This is a genomic window from Bradyrhizobium sp. Leo78 (genome assembly GCF_059512425.1).
The window spans coordinates 56,563-74,645 of sequence record NZ_JCAMOT010000032.1; the positions used below are offsets into that span (position 1 = coordinate 56,563).

Annotated in this window: 16 protein-coding genes; 2 read left to right on the forward strand and 14 right to left on the reverse strand. The window is 63.6% G+C overall.

What is annotated here, in order from left to right:
• Positions 1–49: 49 nt before the first annotated feature.
• Entirely contained in the window at positions 50–1,405 is a 1,356-nt protein-coding gene (locus AC5ZG1_RS31270; RefSeq protein ID WP_496135095.1) for an esterase-like activity of phytase family protein, read from the forward strand.
• A gap of 155 nt (positions 1,406–1,560) precedes the next feature.
• Here the strand turns inward: AC5ZG1_RS31270 and AC5ZG1_RS31275 are convergent, their stop codons facing one another.
• The 12 genes from AC5ZG1_RS31275 to AC5ZG1_RS31330 all read right to left on the reverse strand — a co-directional run bounded on the left by AC5ZG1_RS31275 (position 1,561) and on the right by AC5ZG1_RS31330 (position 15,117).
• Entirely contained in the window at positions 1,561–3,234 is a 1,674-nt protein-coding gene (locus AC5ZG1_RS31275; protein WP_496135096.1) for a mucoidy inhibitor MuiA family protein, read from the reverse strand.
• Positions 3,235–3,577: 343 nt separating this feature from the next.
• Positions 3,578–4,750, reverse strand: coding sequence for a thiolase family protein (locus AC5ZG1_RS31280; protein WP_496135097.1), 1,173 nt, complete (start codon positions 4,748–4,750; stop codon positions 3,578–3,580).
• 336 nt (positions 4,751–5,086) lie between these two features.
• Positions 5,087–6,676 (reverse strand): phosphoglycerate dehydrogenase, encoded by a 1,590-nt coding sequence (serA, locus tag AC5ZG1_RS31285; RefSeq protein ID WP_496135098.1) that lies wholly within the window; start codon positions 6,674–6,676, stop codon positions 5,087–5,089.
• Positions 6,677–6,802: 126 nt separating this feature from the next.
• A complete protein-coding gene (locus AC5ZG1_RS31290) occupies positions 6,803–7,975 on the reverse strand; it encodes a phosphoserine transaminase (protein WP_456643894.1) in 1,173 nt (390 codons plus the stop codon).
• 78 nt (positions 7,976–8,053) lie between these two features.
• A complete protein-coding gene (locus AC5ZG1_RS31295; protein WP_028163851.1) occupies positions 8,054–8,242 on the reverse strand; it encodes a hypothetical protein in 189 nt (62 codons plus the stop codon).
• Positions 8,243–8,479: 237 nt separating this feature from the next.
• Positions 8,480–8,950 (reverse strand): GNAT family N-acetyltransferase, encoded by a 471-nt coding sequence (locus AC5ZG1_RS31300; protein WP_028163852.1) that lies wholly within the window; start codon positions 8,948–8,950, stop codon positions 8,480–8,482.
• 17 nt (positions 8,951–8,967) lie between these two features.
• Positions 8,968–9,558, reverse strand: coding sequence for a glutathione S-transferase family protein (locus tag AC5ZG1_RS31305; RefSeq protein WP_496135099.1), 591 nt, complete (start codon positions 9,556–9,558; stop codon positions 8,968–8,970).
• Positions 9,559–9,636: 78 nt separating this feature from the next.
• Positions 9,637–10,461 carry an outer membrane protein gene (locus tag AC5ZG1_RS31310; RefSeq protein WP_496135100.1) on the reverse strand — a complete coding sequence of 275 codons (825 nt, stop codon included), beginning with the start codon at positions 10,459–10,461 and terminating at the stop codon, positions 9,637–9,639.
• A 187-nt stretch (positions 10,462–10,648) separates the two neighbouring features.
• Positions 10,649–11,503, reverse strand: coding sequence for an outer membrane protein (locus AC5ZG1_RS31315; RefSeq protein WP_130227924.1), 855 nt, complete (start codon positions 11,501–11,503; stop codon positions 10,649–10,651).
• Positions 11,504–11,807: 304 nt separating this feature from the next.
• Positions 11,808–13,067, reverse strand: a complete 1,260-nt coding sequence (locus tag AC5ZG1_RS31320; RefSeq protein ID WP_496135101.1) for an MFS transporter — start codon at positions 13,065–13,067, stop codon at positions 11,808–11,810.
• A gap of 316 nt (positions 13,068–13,383) precedes the next feature.
• Positions 13,384–14,736 (reverse strand): phosphoglucosamine mutase, encoded by a 1,353-nt coding sequence (gene glmM / locus AC5ZG1_RS31325; RefSeq protein WP_028163857.1) that lies wholly within the window; start codon positions 14,734–14,736, stop codon positions 13,384–13,386.
• Between the two features lie 216 nt (positions 14,737–14,952).
• Complete coding sequence (locus tag AC5ZG1_RS31330; protein WP_165435371.1) at positions 14,953–15,117, reverse strand: hypothetical protein; 165 nt, start codon at positions 15,115–15,117, stop codon at positions 14,953–14,955.
• Between the two features lie 104 nt (positions 15,118–15,221).
• On the opposite strand from AC5ZG1_RS31330, the gene AC5ZG1_RS31335 reads away from it, so the two are divergent.
• Entirely contained in the window at positions 15,222–16,358 is a 1,137-nt protein-coding gene (locus AC5ZG1_RS31335; RefSeq protein WP_028163858.1) for an alpha-hydroxy acid oxidase, read from the forward strand.
• Positions 16,359–16,550: 192 nt separating this feature from the next.
• Here AC5ZG1_RS31335 and AC5ZG1_RS31340 read toward each other — a convergent pair whose 3' ends face one another.
• Positions 16,551–17,129 carry a hypothetical protein gene (locus tag AC5ZG1_RS31340; RefSeq protein ID WP_496135116.1) on the reverse strand — a complete coding sequence of 193 codons (579 nt, stop codon included), beginning with the start codon at positions 17,127–17,129 and terminating at the stop codon, positions 16,551–16,553.
• 111 nt (positions 17,130–17,240) lie between these two features.
• Positions 17,241–18,083 (reverse strand): shikimate dehydrogenase, encoded by an 843-nt coding sequence (locus AC5ZG1_RS31345; RefSeq protein ID WP_496135102.1) that lies wholly within the window; start codon positions 18,081–18,083, stop codon positions 17,241–17,243.

An 18,083-nucleotide genomic window follows, 5' to 3' on the forward strand; every position in this document is an offset into this window, starting at 1 on the left:
ACACGCGCCTCCCAGAACTCCGCCGCGTTCATCTTCAGGGGAGATCAACATGCGCAAATCACTGCTTTGCTCCGTCGCGTCCATCGTGCTGCTGTCGGGAGCCGCCTTCGCGCAAGGCGAAGGCGAATATCCGGCGACCCTCAAGGGCCACGCCGTGCTTCCGGCGGAAAGCTTCATCGACGCGCCGGCCGATGCACCAAACGATCTCAAGACCTCGGGCAAATACACCACCGGCCGCCGCGTCGACGCCATCGGCACCGTGATGGGCAAGTCCTACGAGCGGCCCACCGGCGTCTCGCTGCCGTTCAAGGGCCAGCCGCTGCAGGGCCATTCCGGCATCAAGGTGATGGCGGACGGCACTTTCTGGGTGCTCACCGACAATGGCATGGGCTCGCGCTACAATTCAGCCGATTCGATGCTGTACCTGAACCGGCACAAGATCGACTGGGCAAGCGGGAAGATCGAGCGTCAGGAAACCGTGTTCCTGCACGACCCCGACAAGAAGGTGCCGTTCCGCATCGTGCATGAGGATACCGCCAAGCGCTATCTCACCGGCGCCGATTTCGACACCGAAGGCTTCCAGATCATCGGCGACACGTTCTGGATCGGCGACGAGTTCGGGCCCTACGTGATCAAGGCTGACAAGGCCGGCAAGGTGCTGGCCGTGTTCGACAGCATCGCCGACGGCAAGCCGGTGCGCTCGCCCGATCACTGGTCGGTACAGTCACCGGGCGCTCCGGGCGCCAGCTACACCACCGTCAACCTGCGCCGCTCCAAGGGCTACGAAGGCTTTGCCTCCTCGAAGGACGGCAAGTTCCTGTACGGCCTGCTCGAGGGCCCGCTGTGGGATGCCGAGAAGAAGGACTGGGAGAAGGTCGACGGCAAGGAAGCCTCTCGCATCCTCGAGTTCGACGTCGCGAACGAGAAATTCACCGGCCGCTACTGGCAATATGTGTTCGAGCAGAACGGCAATGCCATCGGCGACTTCAACATGATCGACCCGATCCAAGGCCTGATCATCGAGCGCGACAATGGCGAAGGCACCGCGGACAAGGCGTGCCCGCAGGGACAGCGCGGCGAGAACTGCTTCCCGGATCTCGCCAAGTTCAAGCGCGTCTACAAGGTCGAGCTCTCGGATGCCAATGTCGGCAAACCCGTGCGCAAGGTCGCCTATATCGACCTGATGAAGATCCGCGATCCCGACAAGAAGGCGAAGAAGCCGCTCAATGACGGCGTGCTGACCTTCCCGTTCTTCACCATCGAGAACGTCGACAAGGTCGACGACACCCACATCATCGTCGGCAACGACAACAACCTGCCGTTCTCCTCGAGCCGCGATCCCAACAAGGCCGACGACAACGAGTTCGTGCTGCTGGAAGTGGGTGAGTTCCTGAAGGCGAAGTGAGTGACTCCCTCTCCCCGTTCTTCACGGGGAGAGGGTTGGGGTGAGGGGCTCTCTCCACGATTACGGTGGCAGATGTATTCGCGGAGAGAGCCCCTCACCCGGATTGCTTCGCAATCCGACCTCTCCCCGCAAGAGCGGGGCGAGGTAAGAACCACCTACCCCGCCGGCGTCATCACGACGCCCTTGTCCTTGGGCCAGCGGATGCGCCAGGCGAAGTTGATCTCCTTCAGCTCGCTTGGTTTCGCATCGAACGTCCATTGCAGCACGCCGCGCCTGTCGCGCAGATTGGTCGCGGTCGGCGGCGTGGTCTGCGGCAGCATCTCGACCACGATCTCCTCGCTCTCGCTGACCGGGAGCTGATCCTCGATCGCGACGCGGATCGGGAAATCATGGCCGTTGCGGATGCTGGTCTTGAACGCGCGTTCGTCGGTCTTCGATGTCGTCACGATCAGACCCGCCGAGCCCTCGTTGCGCTTGACCACCGAGCGCTCGACCTTGACCTTGTCGTCGGCGCCGAAGCCGAGCCGCACCGTTTCGCCCTTGCCGGCGGACGCGATTTTGCTGCGCCCGACGAAGACGCCATCACGATAGATCGCGACGCGGCCGGGCAACAGCGGCGCGTCCTCGGCCTGCTTGAAGCTCGCCTCCAGGAACGCCGTCGGATCGAGCACCGGCACGGCGCGGATCGTCAGCTCGGGCGCGATCACGTGGCTTCCGATGCGCAGGCTCTTGGCTCCCTCGCTGGCACCGAGGCTGACGCGGCCGGGGATTTTGAAGGTGGCCTGGAAGTCGCCGATCTCGGCCACCGCCTGCTGCTCGTCGGCGCGCTCGCGCGCATCGAACGCCTCGGCGGCCTTTGCGGCTGGCGCCGAGCGCAGTGCGGTCGCCGGCCGCGCCAGCTCCGGCACGGCGCTTGACAGCGGCACCGGGCGCGGAGGCTGAGGATACTGCACGAGCAGCGAATTCAATTCGGGCGCGCTGCCGCCACGGGCAATGCGCACGGTGGAGACGCCGAGCGCGACGTTCGACCAGTCCTCGCCGGTCGACTGCGTGATCTCGGCGCGGCGCACCAGCTCCAGCGAGGGCTTTCGGTCTTTCGCGCCGGTATCGAGACGCGCGTCGTAGATCGGCGCCCAGCGCGCATTGCGCACCGAATAGGTGACGCGCAGGGTGGCTTTCGCAGCAGTCGCGGCGGCGAGGTCGATACGGACCTCGAGCTTGCTCGGCGGCTTGGCGGCGCGGTCGGATTCCAGCCGCGCGATCTCGCGGTCGAGATCGCGCTGCTTGCGCTCGGCTTCGCGGATCGCGGTATCGGCGATCGCGATCTCCTCGGAGACGGCGGCAAAAGCGGCGCGCCATTCGGACAGCGGCCGCGCCTCGCCCTTCTCGCCGATGCCAACCGGGGCGGCTTCGGCAAAACGCGCGGCGAACTGGCGGCGGGCCCTGGCGGCGTCGATCGCGCCTTGCAGATTGGCGTGCTCGTCCTTCAGCGCCTCGATCCGCTTGTCGAGCTCGGGCAGGTTGACCGGCGGCGCCGCGCGCGGCTGGCGCGTGTCGATCGAGCCGATCGTCAGCTTGCCGTCGGCGTCGCCTTCAACGCGCAGCGAGGATGGATCGAGCGACAGCGGAAAATCCCTGGCGATCAGCGTGCTGTCGCCGGACGGCAGATCGAGCGTGATGACGCGGGTGACACTCGCACCATCGGGATAGACGGTCACCGCATCCACCGTCGAAGATGCATCGATGTCAGCCGCGCGCGCCGGCAAAGCGGCAAGCGCGGTGACCAGCACCAGACTGGTGGTGACAAGACAATTGGCAATCAAACGCATTGGATTCCTTTCCTGCATAGCGCGCAGACTTCAGCCTGTCGGCACTGCCGGACAGTGGCTGATGTCACACCCCCATCGGTGGTGAGACGCAGCGAGAAAGAAACCGGTTCGATTGCGGTGCCACAAAGATGGAGACCACAAACCTGCGGTATCCAGTTGCGCGCTAATCCCTCCCCCGTCATTGCGAGCGCAGCGAAGCAATCCATCCGTCCGCGTTCGAGGCTGGCAATGGATTGCTTCGCTGCGCTCGCAATGACGGGAGGGGAGAGCGCGGCCCACAAAAAAAGCACGGCGCTTGGGGGCGCCGTGCTTTGGTTCATCTCGCGTTCAGCCGAAGCCGTTCTCAGCTATAGATTTCAAACAGCCCGGCGCCGCCCTGACCGCCGCCGATGCACATGGTGACGACGCCCCACTTGGCCTTGCGGCGGCGGCCTTCCTGCAGCAGGTGGCCGGTGAGGCGCGCGCCGGTCATGCCGAAGGGGTGGCCGATCGCGATCGAGCCGCCATTGACATTGTACTTCTCGGGATCGATGCCGAGCTGGTCGCGGCAGTAGAGGCACTGGCTGGCGAAGGCTTCGTTGAGCTCCCAGAGATCGATGTCGTCGATCTTCAGGCCGTGGCGCTTCAACAGCTTCGGCACCGCGAACACCGGGCCGATGCCCATCTCATCCGGCTCGCAGCCGGCGGTCGCCCAGGCGACGAAGCGGCCCAGCGGCTCCAGGCCGCGCTTCTCGGCGTCCTTGGCTTCCATCAGCACCACGGCGGCGGCGCCGTCGGAAAGCTGGCTGGCATTGCCGGCGGTGATGTACTTGCCGGCGCCCCTCACCGGCTCGAGCTTCGCGAGACCCTCGATCGTGGTGTCGGGACGGTTGCACTCGTCGCGGTCGACGACATAGTCCTTGATGCTCTCTTCCTTCGTCACCTTGTCGACCACCTTCATCTGGGTCTTCATCGGGACGATCTCGTCCTTGAACTTGTTCGCCTGCTGTGCGGCCGCCATGCGGCGCTGCGACTCTAGCGAAAACTCGTCCTGATATTCGCGGCTCAGCTTGTAGCGCTCGGCGACGATGTCGGCGGTGTCGATCATCGCCATGAAGATGTCGGGCGCGGTCTTGAGCAGCTCAGGATCGACCGACTCCTTCGGCGTGCCGCCGCCCGGAATCGAGATGCTCTCGACGCCGCCGGCGACGATGCATTCGGCGCCATCGGAACGGATCGAGTTGGCGGCCATCGCGATGGTCTGCAGCCCCGAGGAGCAGAAGCGGTTCACCGAGACACCCGCGGTCGACTTCGGCAGGCCGGCGAGCAGCGCGGCCTGACGGCCGATATTGGGCGCGCCGTGGGCGCAATTGCCGAGATAGCAATCCTCGACATATTCCTTGTCGACGCCGGCGCGCTCGACGGCATGCTTGATGGCGTGCGCCGCCAGCGACATCGGCGGGGTGATGTTGAACCCACCGCGGGCAGACTTCGCCAGGCCCGTGCGTGCATAGGAAACGATAACGGCTTCACGCATTGTGTTTTCTCCCTTGTTCGGACGGCCTGATATGACCGGTCTTGGCCCATTCGTACACGGATTTTGTTGGGTGCCAAACGACAAACGCCGCCTCCGATGCCGGAGACGGCGTTGTTGTTCCGCAGGTCGGAATATCTGGATCTAGCGGCGGGACTGCCTTCCCTCCTCCCCTTGTGGGAGAAGGTGTCGCGCATGCAATGCGCGACGGATGAGGGGTTGTCTCCACGGGCGACGGCGCTCGTGGAGACAACCCCTCACCCGAATGAGTCTGGTGCTGACGGCGGAGCTGCCCTCTCCCACAAGGGGCGAGGGCGCGGCAATTGGCACCTCGTGCGTTCAGAACGCGAGCGCCTTGACCTGCTTGACCTGCGGCAGCGCCTGCACCTTGGCGAGCACGTCCGCCGGAACCGGGCCGTCGACCTCGACCAGCGCGATCGCGTCGCCGCCTTGCGCGACGCGGCCGAGATGGAAGGTCGCGATGTTGATCTTGGCGTCGCCGAGCAGGCTTGCGAACTTGCCGATGAAGCCCGGCTTATCCTCGTTGGTCACATAGATCATCGACTTGCCGAACTCGGCGTCGACGCGGATGCCCTTGATGTCGACCAGCCGCGGCTTGCCGTCGTGATAGACGGTGCCGGACACCGAGCGTTCCTGCCGCTCCGTCGTCACGGTCACGGTGATCAGGCTCTCATAGTCGCTCTGCGCGGCGCGCGTCACCTCGTCGACCACCATGCCGCGCTCCTTGGCAACGACAGGCGCGGAGACGACGTTGACGTCGCCCAGCATCGGCCGCAGCAGGCCCGACAGCACCGCCGAGGTCAGCGCCTTGATCTTCATCTCGGCGACATGGCCCTCATAGGTGATCTGGGTCTTGACGATGCCGCTCTCGGTGAGCTGGCCGGCGAACGAGCCGAGCTTCTCGGCGAGCTCGATGAACGGCTTCAGCTTCGGCGCCTCTTCGGCCGTGATCGAGGGGAAGTTGATGGCGTTGGAGATCGCACCGGTGAGCAGATAATCCGACATCTGCTCGGCGACCTGCAGCGCGACATTCTCCTGCGCTTCCGTGGTGGACGCGCCGAGATGCGGGGTGCAGATCACGTTGGGATGGCCGAACAGGATGTTCGAGGTCGCCGGCTCCTCGGAGAACACGTCGAAGGCGGCGCCCGCGACATGCTTGGAATTGAGCGCGTCGACCAGTGCCTGCTCGTCGACGAGGCCGCCGCGGGCGCAATTGACGATGCGGACGCCCTGCTTCATCTTCGCAAGCGCTGCGGCATCGATGATGTTGCGGGTCTTGTCGGTGAGCGGCGTGTGCAGGGTGATGAAATCGGCGCGCTTGAAGAGATCGTCGAGCTCGACCTTCTCGACCCCGATATCCTTGGCGCGTTCCGGCGACAGGAACGGATCGAAGGCGATCACCTTCATGCGCAGGCCGAGCGCGCGGTCGCAGACGATCGAGCCGATATTGCCGCAGCCCACTACGCCCAGCGTCTTGTTGGTGATCTCCACCCCCATGAAGCGGTTCTTCTCCCACTTGCCGGCCTGCGTCGAGGTGTCGGCCTGCGGGATCTCGCGGGCCAGCGCCAGCATCAGCGTGATCGCGTGCTCGGCGGTCGTGATCGAATTGCCGAACGGCGTGTTCATCACGATGATGCCCTTGGCCGTCGCCGCCGGGATCTCGACATTGTCGACGCCGATGCCGGCGCGGCCGATCACCTTCAGCCTGGTGGCCTTCTCGATGATCTTGGCGGTCGCCTTGGTCGCCGAGCGGATCGCGAGGCCGTCATAGTTGCCGATGATCTCGGCGAGCTTTTCCTTGTCCTTGCCGAGATTGGGCTGGAAGTCGACCTCGACGCCGCGATCCTTGAAGATCTGCACGGCCGCGGGCGACAGGGCGTCGGAAATGAGAACTTTGGGTTTGCTCATGGGAGTGGTCCCTCGATGGACGATGCACTGATGGCGTCACCCGCGAACCTGCCTCGCGAGTCCATCTTCTTTTCGTGATGGATGGCCGGGTCAAGCCCGGCCATGACGATGAAGAGGTGACGTTACTTACGCGGCCTTCGGCAGCGAGGCCTTGGTCTCAGCGAAGGCCCAGTCGATCCACTGCGTGAGCAGCTCGACGTCCTTGGCTTCCACGGTGGCGCCGCACCAGATGCGCAGGCCTGCCGGCGCATCGCGATAGTGCGCGAAGTCGAAGCCCGCATTCTCCTTCTCAACCAGGGCAACCAGCTTCTTGCAGAAGTCGGCCTGCAGGTCCGGCGCGAGCGAGGTGATCGCGGGATCCGTGATCCTCAGGCACACCGAGGTGTTGGAACGGATCGCGGGATCCTTGGCCAGGAAATCGATCCACGGCGTCCGCGCCTTCCAGTCGGCGAGCACCTTGGTGCTGGCGTCGGCGCGCGCGATCAGGGCCTTCAGGCCGCCGATCGATTTCGCCCAGGCGAGCGCGTCGAGATAGTCCTCCACGCACAGCATTGAAGGCGTGTTGATGGTCTCGCCTTCGAAGATGCCCTGGTTGAGTTTGCCGCCCTTGGTCATGCGGAAGATCTTCGGCAGCGGCCAGGCCGGCTTGTAGGTCTCGAGCCGCTCCACCGCGCGCGGCGAGAGGATCAGCATGCCATGCGCGGCCTCGCCGCCCAGCGCCTTCTGCCAGGAGAAGGTGATGACGTCGAGCTTCGGCCAGTCGAGCGGCTGCGCGAATGCCGCCGAGGTCGCGTCGCAGATGGTGAGGCCTTCGCGGGTCGCGCTGATCCAGTCGGCGTTCGGCACGCGGACACCAGAGGTGGTGCCGTTCCAGGTGAAGACGACGTCACTTGCCGGATCGACCTTGGAGAGATCCGGGATCTCGCCATAGCCGGCGTTGAGCTTGGTAACGTCCTTGAGCTTCAGTTCCTTGACGATGTCGCTGACCCAGCCCTCGCCGAACGATTCCCAGGCCAGCGTCGTGACGGGCCGCGCACCGAGCAGCGACCACAGCGCCATCTCGACAGCGCCGGTGTCGGAGGCTGGCACGATGCCGATCTTGTAGTCGGCCGGCACCTCCAGCACTTCGCGCGTCAGCTCAATGGCTTGCTTGAGCTTGGCCTTGCCGATCTTCGCGCGATGCGAGCGGCCGAGCGCGGCGTCCTTGAGATTTTGGGGAGTCCAGCCGGGGCGCTTGGCGCAGGGGCCGGAGGAGAAATGCGGCACGTTCGGCCGCGAAGCGGGCTTCGCTGCAGTCATGATCTACCCTTCCAGATAGCTGCCTCTCGGTGGGGAGAGGTTTCCCGCCGTCGGAGATAGTGGAAGGGTAAAGACTCGTCAAGGAACTTCCTGATGATCACAGGCGATTGATGGCGCCTCGTCGGGCGATGGCGCCTGATCAAGCAGTCCGGCCGCATCGTTCACCAGCTTGACGGCCTTCCGCCGGCTGGAGACTCTCATGATGCTCTTTTCATCGGCCTGCACGATGTATTCGTTGCCCGCCCTGACGATTGAATATCGCTTCATCTGAAATATCCCCAAGCTGTCCCAGAACGCGAAGACTTTGGACCGGCATCGCGTTCGATCTTTGCTTGATCATGATCTCTTGCGGATCATGTTCTGCCGCTGGGAGACGCGTAACTAGCAGCAGCGTTCCCGGCCGTAAAATTACGGAGGCCGGCGTAGTTTATCGCTTGTTAACCGGAACGCAGAGCGACGACTACCACTGCGATCAGCGATCTTGCCCGCGCAACTTGGCGCAAGTCAGAAGCGCATCGTCATGCCGATATGACTGCGTTGAAATCCAAGCCGTTCATAGAAGCGCTGCGCGTCGGTGCGGGTGTGATGCGTCAGCAGTTCGACGAGGATGCAACCGCTCGCGCGCGCTTCAGTGATCGCCCATTGCACCATCTGCTCGCCGATGCCGCGGCTGCGGCAGTGGGTTGCAACGCGCACATCCTCGATCAGGCCGCGCGAGGCGCCTTGCGAACTTATGCCCGGCAGGATGCATAGTTGCAGGCAGCCGACCACTGCGCCGTCAGCGTCCTCGGCGACCACGAGCTTGAAATTCGGATCGCGATCGACCTTCTCGAAGGCGGCGAAATAGGATTGAGGCAAGGGATCCTCGATCCGCTCGCGCGCGCTGCCAAGCCGATCGTCCGCAAGCATGCCGACGATGACGGGAACATCGTCGCGACGGGCGCGGCGGATCGTGATCGAGGACGCAGTTGCCATGATGTGTTCCGAAAAAATTAGCGTGCTGGCACAAGCCCGAGTGAGTTCTCGGCCTCATTGATCCAGCGGCCAAGCGCGGGATAGCCGCCGAGATCGAAGCCGCCCTCATGCGCGAGCCGCGTGTAGGCGAGCAACGCCACATCGGCGAGCGAGAGCGACTCGCCGGCCAGAAAGGGCGTCAACGCAAGCTGCTGCTCCATCCGCGCCAGCGCCGCATGGCCGCGCTTGACCTTCTCAGGATCGAGCTCGGAAGCGGATTTGCCGAGATAGCGCATCTGGAACCGGCACACGGCGATATAGGGCTCGTGGCTGTATTGCTCCCAGAACAGCCACTCATCCATCTTCGCGGCGGCGAAATCATCTGACGGGATGAGGTCGCTGCCACGGGCGAGATAGCGGATGATGGCGTTGGACTGCGCCAAAGCGCGGCCGTCGTCGAGCACGATCGTCGGCACCTGTCCGGCGCTGTTCATGCTCAGGAAGTCCGCACTGCGCGTTTCCTGCCTGAGGATGTCGACGTCGATCCATGTGTAGGGCAGCGCGAGGTAATCGCACACCCATTTCACCTTCAGGCAATTGCCCGAGTTGTCGTCACCGTAGATTTTCATGGCTGGCTGCTGTCCTGCTCCCGAATGACAGAGCACCAGTGGAAACAGAAGCTGTCAACACATGGGGCACAAATGCGCCTAGAATTTGTAGCCGAGACCGGCGCGCACTGTGTTGATGTTGGCATCGACCGTTGTGGTGAAGCGGATGTATTCCCATTCCGCGCGCATGAAGAGGCCCCCGACCAGATTGATGTCGATGCCAAGGCCGGCGGTGTAGCCGTAGATCAGGTGATTGTGCACGGCATCAGTCGCGCGCAATGGCATCAACGGCCTGAAAGGTCCAAACGGATCGGCACTCACCGCGTCCGTAACGAGTGCACTATGCGAAATGTCGGCCTTGCCTAGCGCGAAGCCGCCGAACGCATAAGGTAGGAAGCATCCGAACGCATAGGCTGCGCGCCCCCGGAACGTCGCGATGTCCGAGATCGAGATCGAGGACGCCGAGGTGACTCCGACGTCATGGTAGCGGGTGTCGGTGAGAGGGGCGCCGCTCACAAGCTCCTTGCTGGCGCTGGCCGCGCCGCCGAAGCTGCCGTGCACGTAGCTCGCCTCCAGGCCGAGCACGACGTCACTCCATTGCCAGTTGTATCCGACAAAGGCTCCGTATGCGGACGAACGCGCCGTCTGCTTTCCGAGACCGAGATTCCATTGCGCAACGCCCATCTGCTGGACAATGTTGTCGGAAATCAGCGAGGAGATCAAAGATGACGGCTTGCTGTCGAAATTGGCATCGGATGATCCGTAGCCGGCTTGGCCACCAATGTAGAGACCTTCCCAGTAAGCTCTGGAGGTTGTCAGCCCATCGGTGAAGCTGCCGCGAAGCACCGGGAGATCGGGAAGATCGGCGGCCTGCGCGCTCGTCACCGCGCCACACATTGCCGCCGCCAGCAGAAACCTACGCATCGCCCACGCCCCCAAATCGACTTAACCAAACCCGGAGACGATCATCGCTCGTTAACCTTAACCAATGGTTGTCACGCGCCGCGTTTGCCACAATCTTCCGCGTGATGGACGCTGCGCTTTCCACAAAACGAAAACGGCGCGGGAGCATCCCGCGCCGTTTGCAATCGTTAACCGATGAAGGTTCGTATTAACCTTTGCGCACCAGCGGCGGCGGTGCGTAGACCGGCTGCGGGCTGTCCAGATTCCAGCGCACGCCGAGCTTGAGATCGTGCGAGGTGATATCCCTGAAGTTCATCGGATTGTTGGTCGTGAAGCCCTGGAACGTCGTCACGGGTCCGGTCAGTCCCGAACCGAGGTCGACGTAGCTATAGGCGACTTCGAGCGTCAGGTTTGGACTGACCTTGTAGGCAAGACCTGCATGCGCCGCCCATGCGAAATTCCACTTGGAAGCCGAAGCGGCGGTCGCAAAGCCCGGCGCAATCACGCCGGGAGAGAAATCGGCAAGACCTTGATCAGTGAAATTGGAGACGGTCACGCGCGCTGCGCCAACACCGGCGCCGATGAACGGCGTCACGCACCACCAGGTGCCGAGATCGACATAGGCGTTGGCAAGGACAAGCCATTCCGACTTGCTTGCGTTGTAGTTGTCGGACCCTGCGCCAATAACTCCGCCGCCAAGCGGATAGGTCACGAGATCCTGTCCGTGAAAATTCGTCCTTCCACGATACTGACCGGTGATGTCGGCGCGGAACCAGTTGTTGAACTGATAACCGACACCAAGACCGAAGATGCCGCCGGTATCGAACCCGGTCTGCTGGTTCAAGGAGAGCAGCGGCGCGTACAAGGCGTTGTTGCCGTTGCGCACTTCCTTTACGCTCTGATTGCTGAAGCCGATATCGCCGCGCAGATACCAGCCGCCGAAATCTTCTACCGGCGGCGGTCCATAGGCCGGAGGCGGCGCGATCGGCATATCGGCGGCGAATGCCACCGAGGAAATCAAGGAGACCGCACCAGCGGCAAAGAGAGATTTAACGCAACGCATTGGCTTCGTCCTTTTGGCCAGTGAGGCGAGCAGGGAAGCCTCACGTCTGAAAACCCACGGCCGGACGATGGCACTAAATGCTTAAGCGGCGCTTAACCCTAATTATTAAGGTTGACAACCTCTGACGATTTTCCCGAAAGCTCGCGGTATTGCGCTATTCCCGCTGTCGAACGGAAAGCGGTCGCGCCACAAATGCTAACGATGCGTTGACGAAATCTTGGCTCTTGTCTTGACGCGATTTCTTCACGCGAACCGGAATCCACTCTCGGATCAAGTCCGAGGGCGTGCTTCGCTCGAAAACGCTTTAATGCGCGTGGTTCGGCATTTTCGGCAGGAACACCGCAAGCAACCCGATCGCCGGCAGGAACGCGCAGAGCTGATAGATGAAGGCGATGTCGGTGTGATCGGCAAGCTTGCCGAGCACCGCCGCGCCCAAACCGCCGATGCCGAAGGCAAAGCCGAAGAACAGGCCGGAAATCATGCCGAAGCGATGCGGCATCAGTTCCTGCGCGAACACGATGATGGAGGGCGTCGCCGACGAGATGATCAGGCCGATGAACACGCTGAGCACGGCGCTGGTGACGAGGCCGGCATAGGGCAGTGCCAGCGTGAACGGCAGCGCGCCGAGGATCGAAAACCAGATCACGTATTTGCGGCCGAAACGGTCGCCGAGCGGTCCGCCCACGAAGGCGCCAGCTGCGTTCGCTGCAAGGAAGATGAAGAGATAGAACTGCGCCGCTTGCGTCGAGACGTCGAACCTCTCGATCAGATAGAAGATGTAATAGCTCGAGAGGCTCGAGACATAGAGCTGCTTCGAGAACAACAGCGCGACCAGCACGGCGAGCGCGATCGTCACCCGCCGCCCGGTGGGCGCGTCCGGGTGCCGCTCGACGACCGCCGCCTTCTTGGTCACGATCTGCGGCTTGTACCAGGCACCGATGCGCCACAGGATCAGGATCGCAAGACCCGCAATCGAGGAGAACCACGCGATCGAGGGCTGCCCGAACGGCACCACGATCAGCGCCGCGAGCACCGGACCCATCGAGGTGCCGAAGCTGCCGCCAAGCTGGAACACCGATTGCGCAAAGCCGTAACGGCCGCCCGAAGCGAGCCGCGCGATCCGCGCCGATTCCGGATGGAACACCGCCGAACCGAGCCCGACCAGCGACGCCGCGATCAGGATGATGCCGTAGTGATGCGCGCCAGCGAGCAGCAGCAGGCCGAAGAAGGTGAAGCCCATGCCCATCGCAAGCGAGAACGGCTGCGCCTTCTTGTCGGTGAAATGCCCGACCAGCGGCTGCAGCAGCGACGCCGTGAACTGGAACGCCAGCGTGATCATGCCGATCTGCGTGTAGTCCAGCGCGTAGGCGTCCTTCAGTATCGGATAGACGGAGGCGATCAACGACTGCATGGTGTCGTTGAGGAAGTGCGAGAAGCTGATGCCCGCCAGTACGATGTAAGCCGGCCCCCCCGCGGTCGCGCGGGCTGCCACGCGCGGCGTCACGTCTGATACCAGCACCGGTTCAGCCAGCGCTTCTTCTGAGACGGCAACGGGCTTGTTCAACGGAAATTCCTGGCAGGGAGCGGCGAAGCGGCAATCGGTGCTGCTTACGCCGCAGCAAACGCTGCGACCACCGACAATAGATGATGGCTGCGATGCTACCGGCGCGCGCTGGATCAAGAGCATTTAGAGAAGCGATGGCGGTGCTTCTCCCTCTCCCCGCCCTTCGCGGGGAGAGGGTTGGGGTGAGGGGCTCTCTCCGCGAACACGGTGACCGACGAATTCGCGGAGGCTCCCCCTCACCCGGATCGCATCTGCGATGCGATCCGACCTCTCCCCGCAAGCGGGGCGAGGTGGGCGCGTCCGCTTCTCTACTGTGTTACGCAGCAGCAGCCGCGGCATGGCCGAGTGCGGAGACGATGTGATCGACGACTTCCTCGACCAGGAGGCGGTCGTCGCCCTCGCCCATCACACGGATCACCGGCTCGGTGCCGGAGGAGCGGACCAGGAGGCGACCGTGGCCGTTGAGCCGCTTCTCGGCGTCGACGATGGCGGACTTGACCTCGGCATCGTCGAGCGGCCTGCCGCTGCGATAACGCACATTCTTCAGGATCTGCGGCAGCGGATCGAAGCGGTGGCAGACTTCCGACACCGGGCGGCGGAGCTTTTGCACCACGGCAAGCACCTGCAGCGCGGCGACGAAGCCGTCGCCCGTGGTGGCGTAATCGGAAAGGATGATGTGGCCCGACGGCTCGCCGCCGAGATTGTAGCCATCACTCAGCATCCGCTCGAGCACATAGCGGTCGCCGACCGGCGTGCGCACCATGTCGAGGCCAATGCCCTGCAGGAAACGCTCGAGCCCGAGATTGGACATCACGGTGGTGACGATGCCGGGCTTGGCGAGCCGGCCCTCGTCCTTCCAGCTCTGCGCGATCACTGCGAGCAACTGATCGCCGTCGACCACATGACCGCGCTCGTCGACCAGGATCACGCGATCGGCGTCGCCATCGAGCGCAATGCCGATATCGGCGCGCATCTCGCGCACCTTCTTGGCCAGCGTTTCCGGCGCGGTGGAGCCGCATTCCTTGTTGATGTTGAAGCCGTCGGGCTCGACCCCGATCTGCACGACGTCGGCGCCGAGCTCCCACAGCGCTTCCGGCACCACCTTGTATGCGGCGCCATTGGCGCAATCGATCACGACGCGGAGGCCATCGAGGCTCAATTCGCGCGGCAACGTGCGCTTGGCGAATTCAATGTAGCGGTCATGGACGCCGTCGATGCGGCGGGCGCGGCCAAGGCTCGCGCTCTGAGCGAGCCGGCGCTCGATCGGCTCGTCGAGCAGTTGTTCGATCTGCTTCTCGACGTCGTCGGAGAGCTTGAAGCCTTGCGGCCCAAACAGCTTGATGCCGTTGTCCTCGAACAGATTGTGGGAGGCTGAGATCATCACGCCGAGATCGGCGCGCATCGACTTGGTGAGCATCGCGACCGCCGGCGTCGGCATCGGGCCGAGCAGCAGCACGTCCATGCCGACCGAGGTGAAGCCCGCGACCATGGCATATTCGATCATGTAGCCGGACAGCCGCGTGTCCTTGCCGATCACCACGCGATGGCGATGGTCGCCGCGCTGAAATACCAGGCCGGCGGCCTGCCCCACCTTGAGGGCGAGCTCCGGCGTAATCAGACCATTGGCACGGCCACGAATCCCGTCGGTCCCGAAATATTTACGGCTCATATCACCCCCAAGTAAGGCCTGGGCTTCTCCAGCCACCTCAGCGAGAAGCCCGAAACATCATCAGGCAGGCGTTATAGTGCGTCGGCCGCCAAGACGGCTTCAAAATATATGATGAATCATTACCGTCGCCTGAAGGCAAGAGTTTAGGTTAATATATTGTAAAATAATGTATATTTCGGAGGCCGGAGTTCCTACGGACAGCGGCCGGCAGCCACTCTAGCGCTTGCGGAGGATGTGATGGTCGTCCTTGGACGGCGCCGGCTGGGTCACATTGACCGGGTCGGAGGCCGGAAAAGTCTCCTCCAACCCCTCCTCCAGGGACTCCTCGAGCGCCCGCTTTTCGCTCTCGGCATCTTTCGGCTTGGGGGTCGATCCGGTCATGGTGGCCTCCTACTAGGTCGGATTTCGCGGGGCGATTTGGCAGATGATCCAACCATGCTAGATGACGGCGCATTCGCGAAATACAAGACGGGCCGGGAGCGTCCATGAAGCACATCACCTGCATCGAAGATCTGCGCCAGCTACACAAGCGCCGCGTGCCGAAGGCATTTTTCGACTATGCCGACCGCGGCTCCTATACCGAGGACACGCTGCGCGCCAACAGCGAGGATCTTCAGCAGATCAAATTCCGCCAGCGCATCCTGGTCGACGTCTCCAAGCGTGACCTCAGGACCACGATCCTGGGCGAGCCGGCCGCGATGCCGCTGATCCTCGCCCCTGTCGGCCTGCTCGGCATGCAGCATGGCGATGGCGAGATCTATGCCTGCCGCGCCGCACAGGCCGCAGGGATTCCGTTCACGCAGAGCACGATGTCGATCTGCTCGATCGAGGACATTGCGGCCGCCGTCGACAAGCCGTTCTGGTTCCAGCTCTACGTCATGAAGGACCGCGGCTTCATCAAGGCGCTGATCGAGCGCGCCATCGCCGCCAGGTGCAGCGCGCTGGTCCTCACCGTCGACCTGCAGGTGATCGGCCAGCGGCACCAGGACATCAAGAACGGCATGACCGTGCCGCCGGAATGGTCGCTGTCGAAACTGATCGATTTCGCCACCAAGCCTGCCTGGGTCTCGGGCGTGCTGCGCGGCAAGCGCCGCACCTTCGGCAATCTGGCGGGCCACCTCAAGATCGACCAGGACATCACGTCGCTGTCGACCTGGATCAATTCGCAGTTCGACACTTCGCTGAACTGGAAAGACATCGACTGGATCCGCAGCATCTGGCCGGGCAAGCTGATCCTCAAGGGCATCCTCGACGTCGAGGACGCGGAGATCGCGGCCAAGACCGGGGCGCAGGCGATCGTGGTCTCCAACCATGGCGGCCGCCAGCTCGACGGCGCCCCCTCCTCGATCGAGGTGCTGCCCGAGATCGTGGACGCCGTCGGCTCGCAGGTCGAAGTCATGTTTGACGGCGGCATCCGCACCGGCATGGACGTGATGCGCGCGCTCGCGCTCGGCGCGAAGTCCTGCATGATCGGCCGCGCCTATGCCTACGGTCTCGGCGCCGGCGGACAGGCGGGCGTCACCGAGGCGATCAACGTGCTGGCGAAGGAACTGCTGACGACCATGGGCCTGTGCGGCGTCAACACCATCGCCGAGATCGACGACAAGGTGCTGGCGGTTTAAGTCAACACGCGCGCGATGCCGATTGATGTGCCCTCGCCCCCTGTGGGAGAGGGCAGCTCCGGCATCGGCAACGAGCGCGTTCGGGGTAAGGGGTTCTCTCCGCGAGTGCCGCCGCCCGCAGAGAGAACCCCTCATCCATCGCGCATTTCATGCGCGCCACCTTCTCCCAGAAGGGGAGACAGCAACCCGCACTTACATCGGCGGTGTGATGCCGTCGCGGCCGACGCTGATGCGGTTGGTCTCGAGCGAGCCGTCCGGCGACTTTTTGGTGAATGCGATGATCTTGGCGCCAGCCTTGAGCTCGGACTTGTCGCCGGGGACGTAGGTCACGACAGGCGTATCGGGCGAGACCAGCATCTTCTTCTCGCCGTCCTTGTATTTGACGAGCAGCGTTTGGCCGTCATTGCTGACCACGGATTCGGCGACCGTCGCATTGGTCATGCTGCTGTTGGGGCGCGTGTCCCAGGGCCGCGAGCCCTCGCCGGTGCCGCGCATGTCCTCCGGGAAGACGTGAACCTCCACCGCTTTCGGCGTGCCGTCGGAACCCGGCACGGTCGTAGCGCCGATGAAGGAACCGACCTTGATGTCGGATAGTGCGATCTTGGCGATGCCGGCAACGCGCGCGTCGCTGGTCAAATGCAGCTTGACGTCTTCACCGCTGCGCGACTTGACCGTGACTGTGTCGCCGTCGACGCTTTCGATGGTGCCGCGCAGGCGCGACGACACCGGCGGCTGCTGCGCGATCGCATAAAGGGTTGATGCCGCAACCATGGCGACGGCAAACAGCGGGCGGGTGAGCGTGGAACGGTAGGGAGGCATAGCGAGAGCTCCGGGTGGATCATCTCTACAGAGACCCCGCTTTCGCGGCGATATTTCCTGCCCTCAAGCCTTTGTGAGATCGTCCTCGACCAGCGCACGCAGTTCCGGCGTCACTTGCGGGCGCTGGCCGAACCACAGTTCGAAGCCGCGCACCGCCTGGTGCAGGAGCATGCCCAGCCCGTCGGCCGTCTTCAATCCGCGCCCCTCGGCGGCTGCAAGCAGCGGCGTCTTCAGTGGAACATAGACGAGGTCGGCAACAACAGCATTTGACGGCAGCAAGCCGACGTCGAGCGCGAGCGCCGGCTGGCCGTGCATGCCGAGTGAGGTGGTGTTCACGAGCAGCCCTGCGCGCGGCAACAGATCGGCAAGCGCATCCCAGCTAGCCGGCTCGACGCGAGAACCGAACTGATCGGCAAGCGCGCGGGCGCGCTCGATGCTGCGATTGACGAGATGAATGCGCTGCATGCCGCGATCAAGCAATCCGAACACCACGGCGCGCGCCGCGCCGCCGGCGCCGAGCACCAGCGCCTCCGTCGCCTGATCCCAGCCGGGCGCCGAGGCGTCGAGATTGTTGATGAAGCCTTCGACGTCGGTGTTGGTCGAGCGCAGCTCGCCGGCTTCGTACCACAGCGTGTTGGCGGCGCCGACCGCGCGGGCGCGCTCGTCAGGCAGCGACAGCGCCAGCGCGCGCTCCTTGTGCGGGATCGTGACATTGGCGCCGACGAAGCCGTGGAACGCGAGATGCAACACGAACTCGGCAAAGCCTTCCGGCGGGATCGCTTCGATGTTGTAGCCGCCCTCGATGCCGAGCTTCCTCAGCCAGTAGTGATGGATCAGCGGCGAGCGCGAATGCGCGGCCGGCCATCCGATCAGGCATGCGGCGCGGGCTTTGGTCGGTGCGGTCAT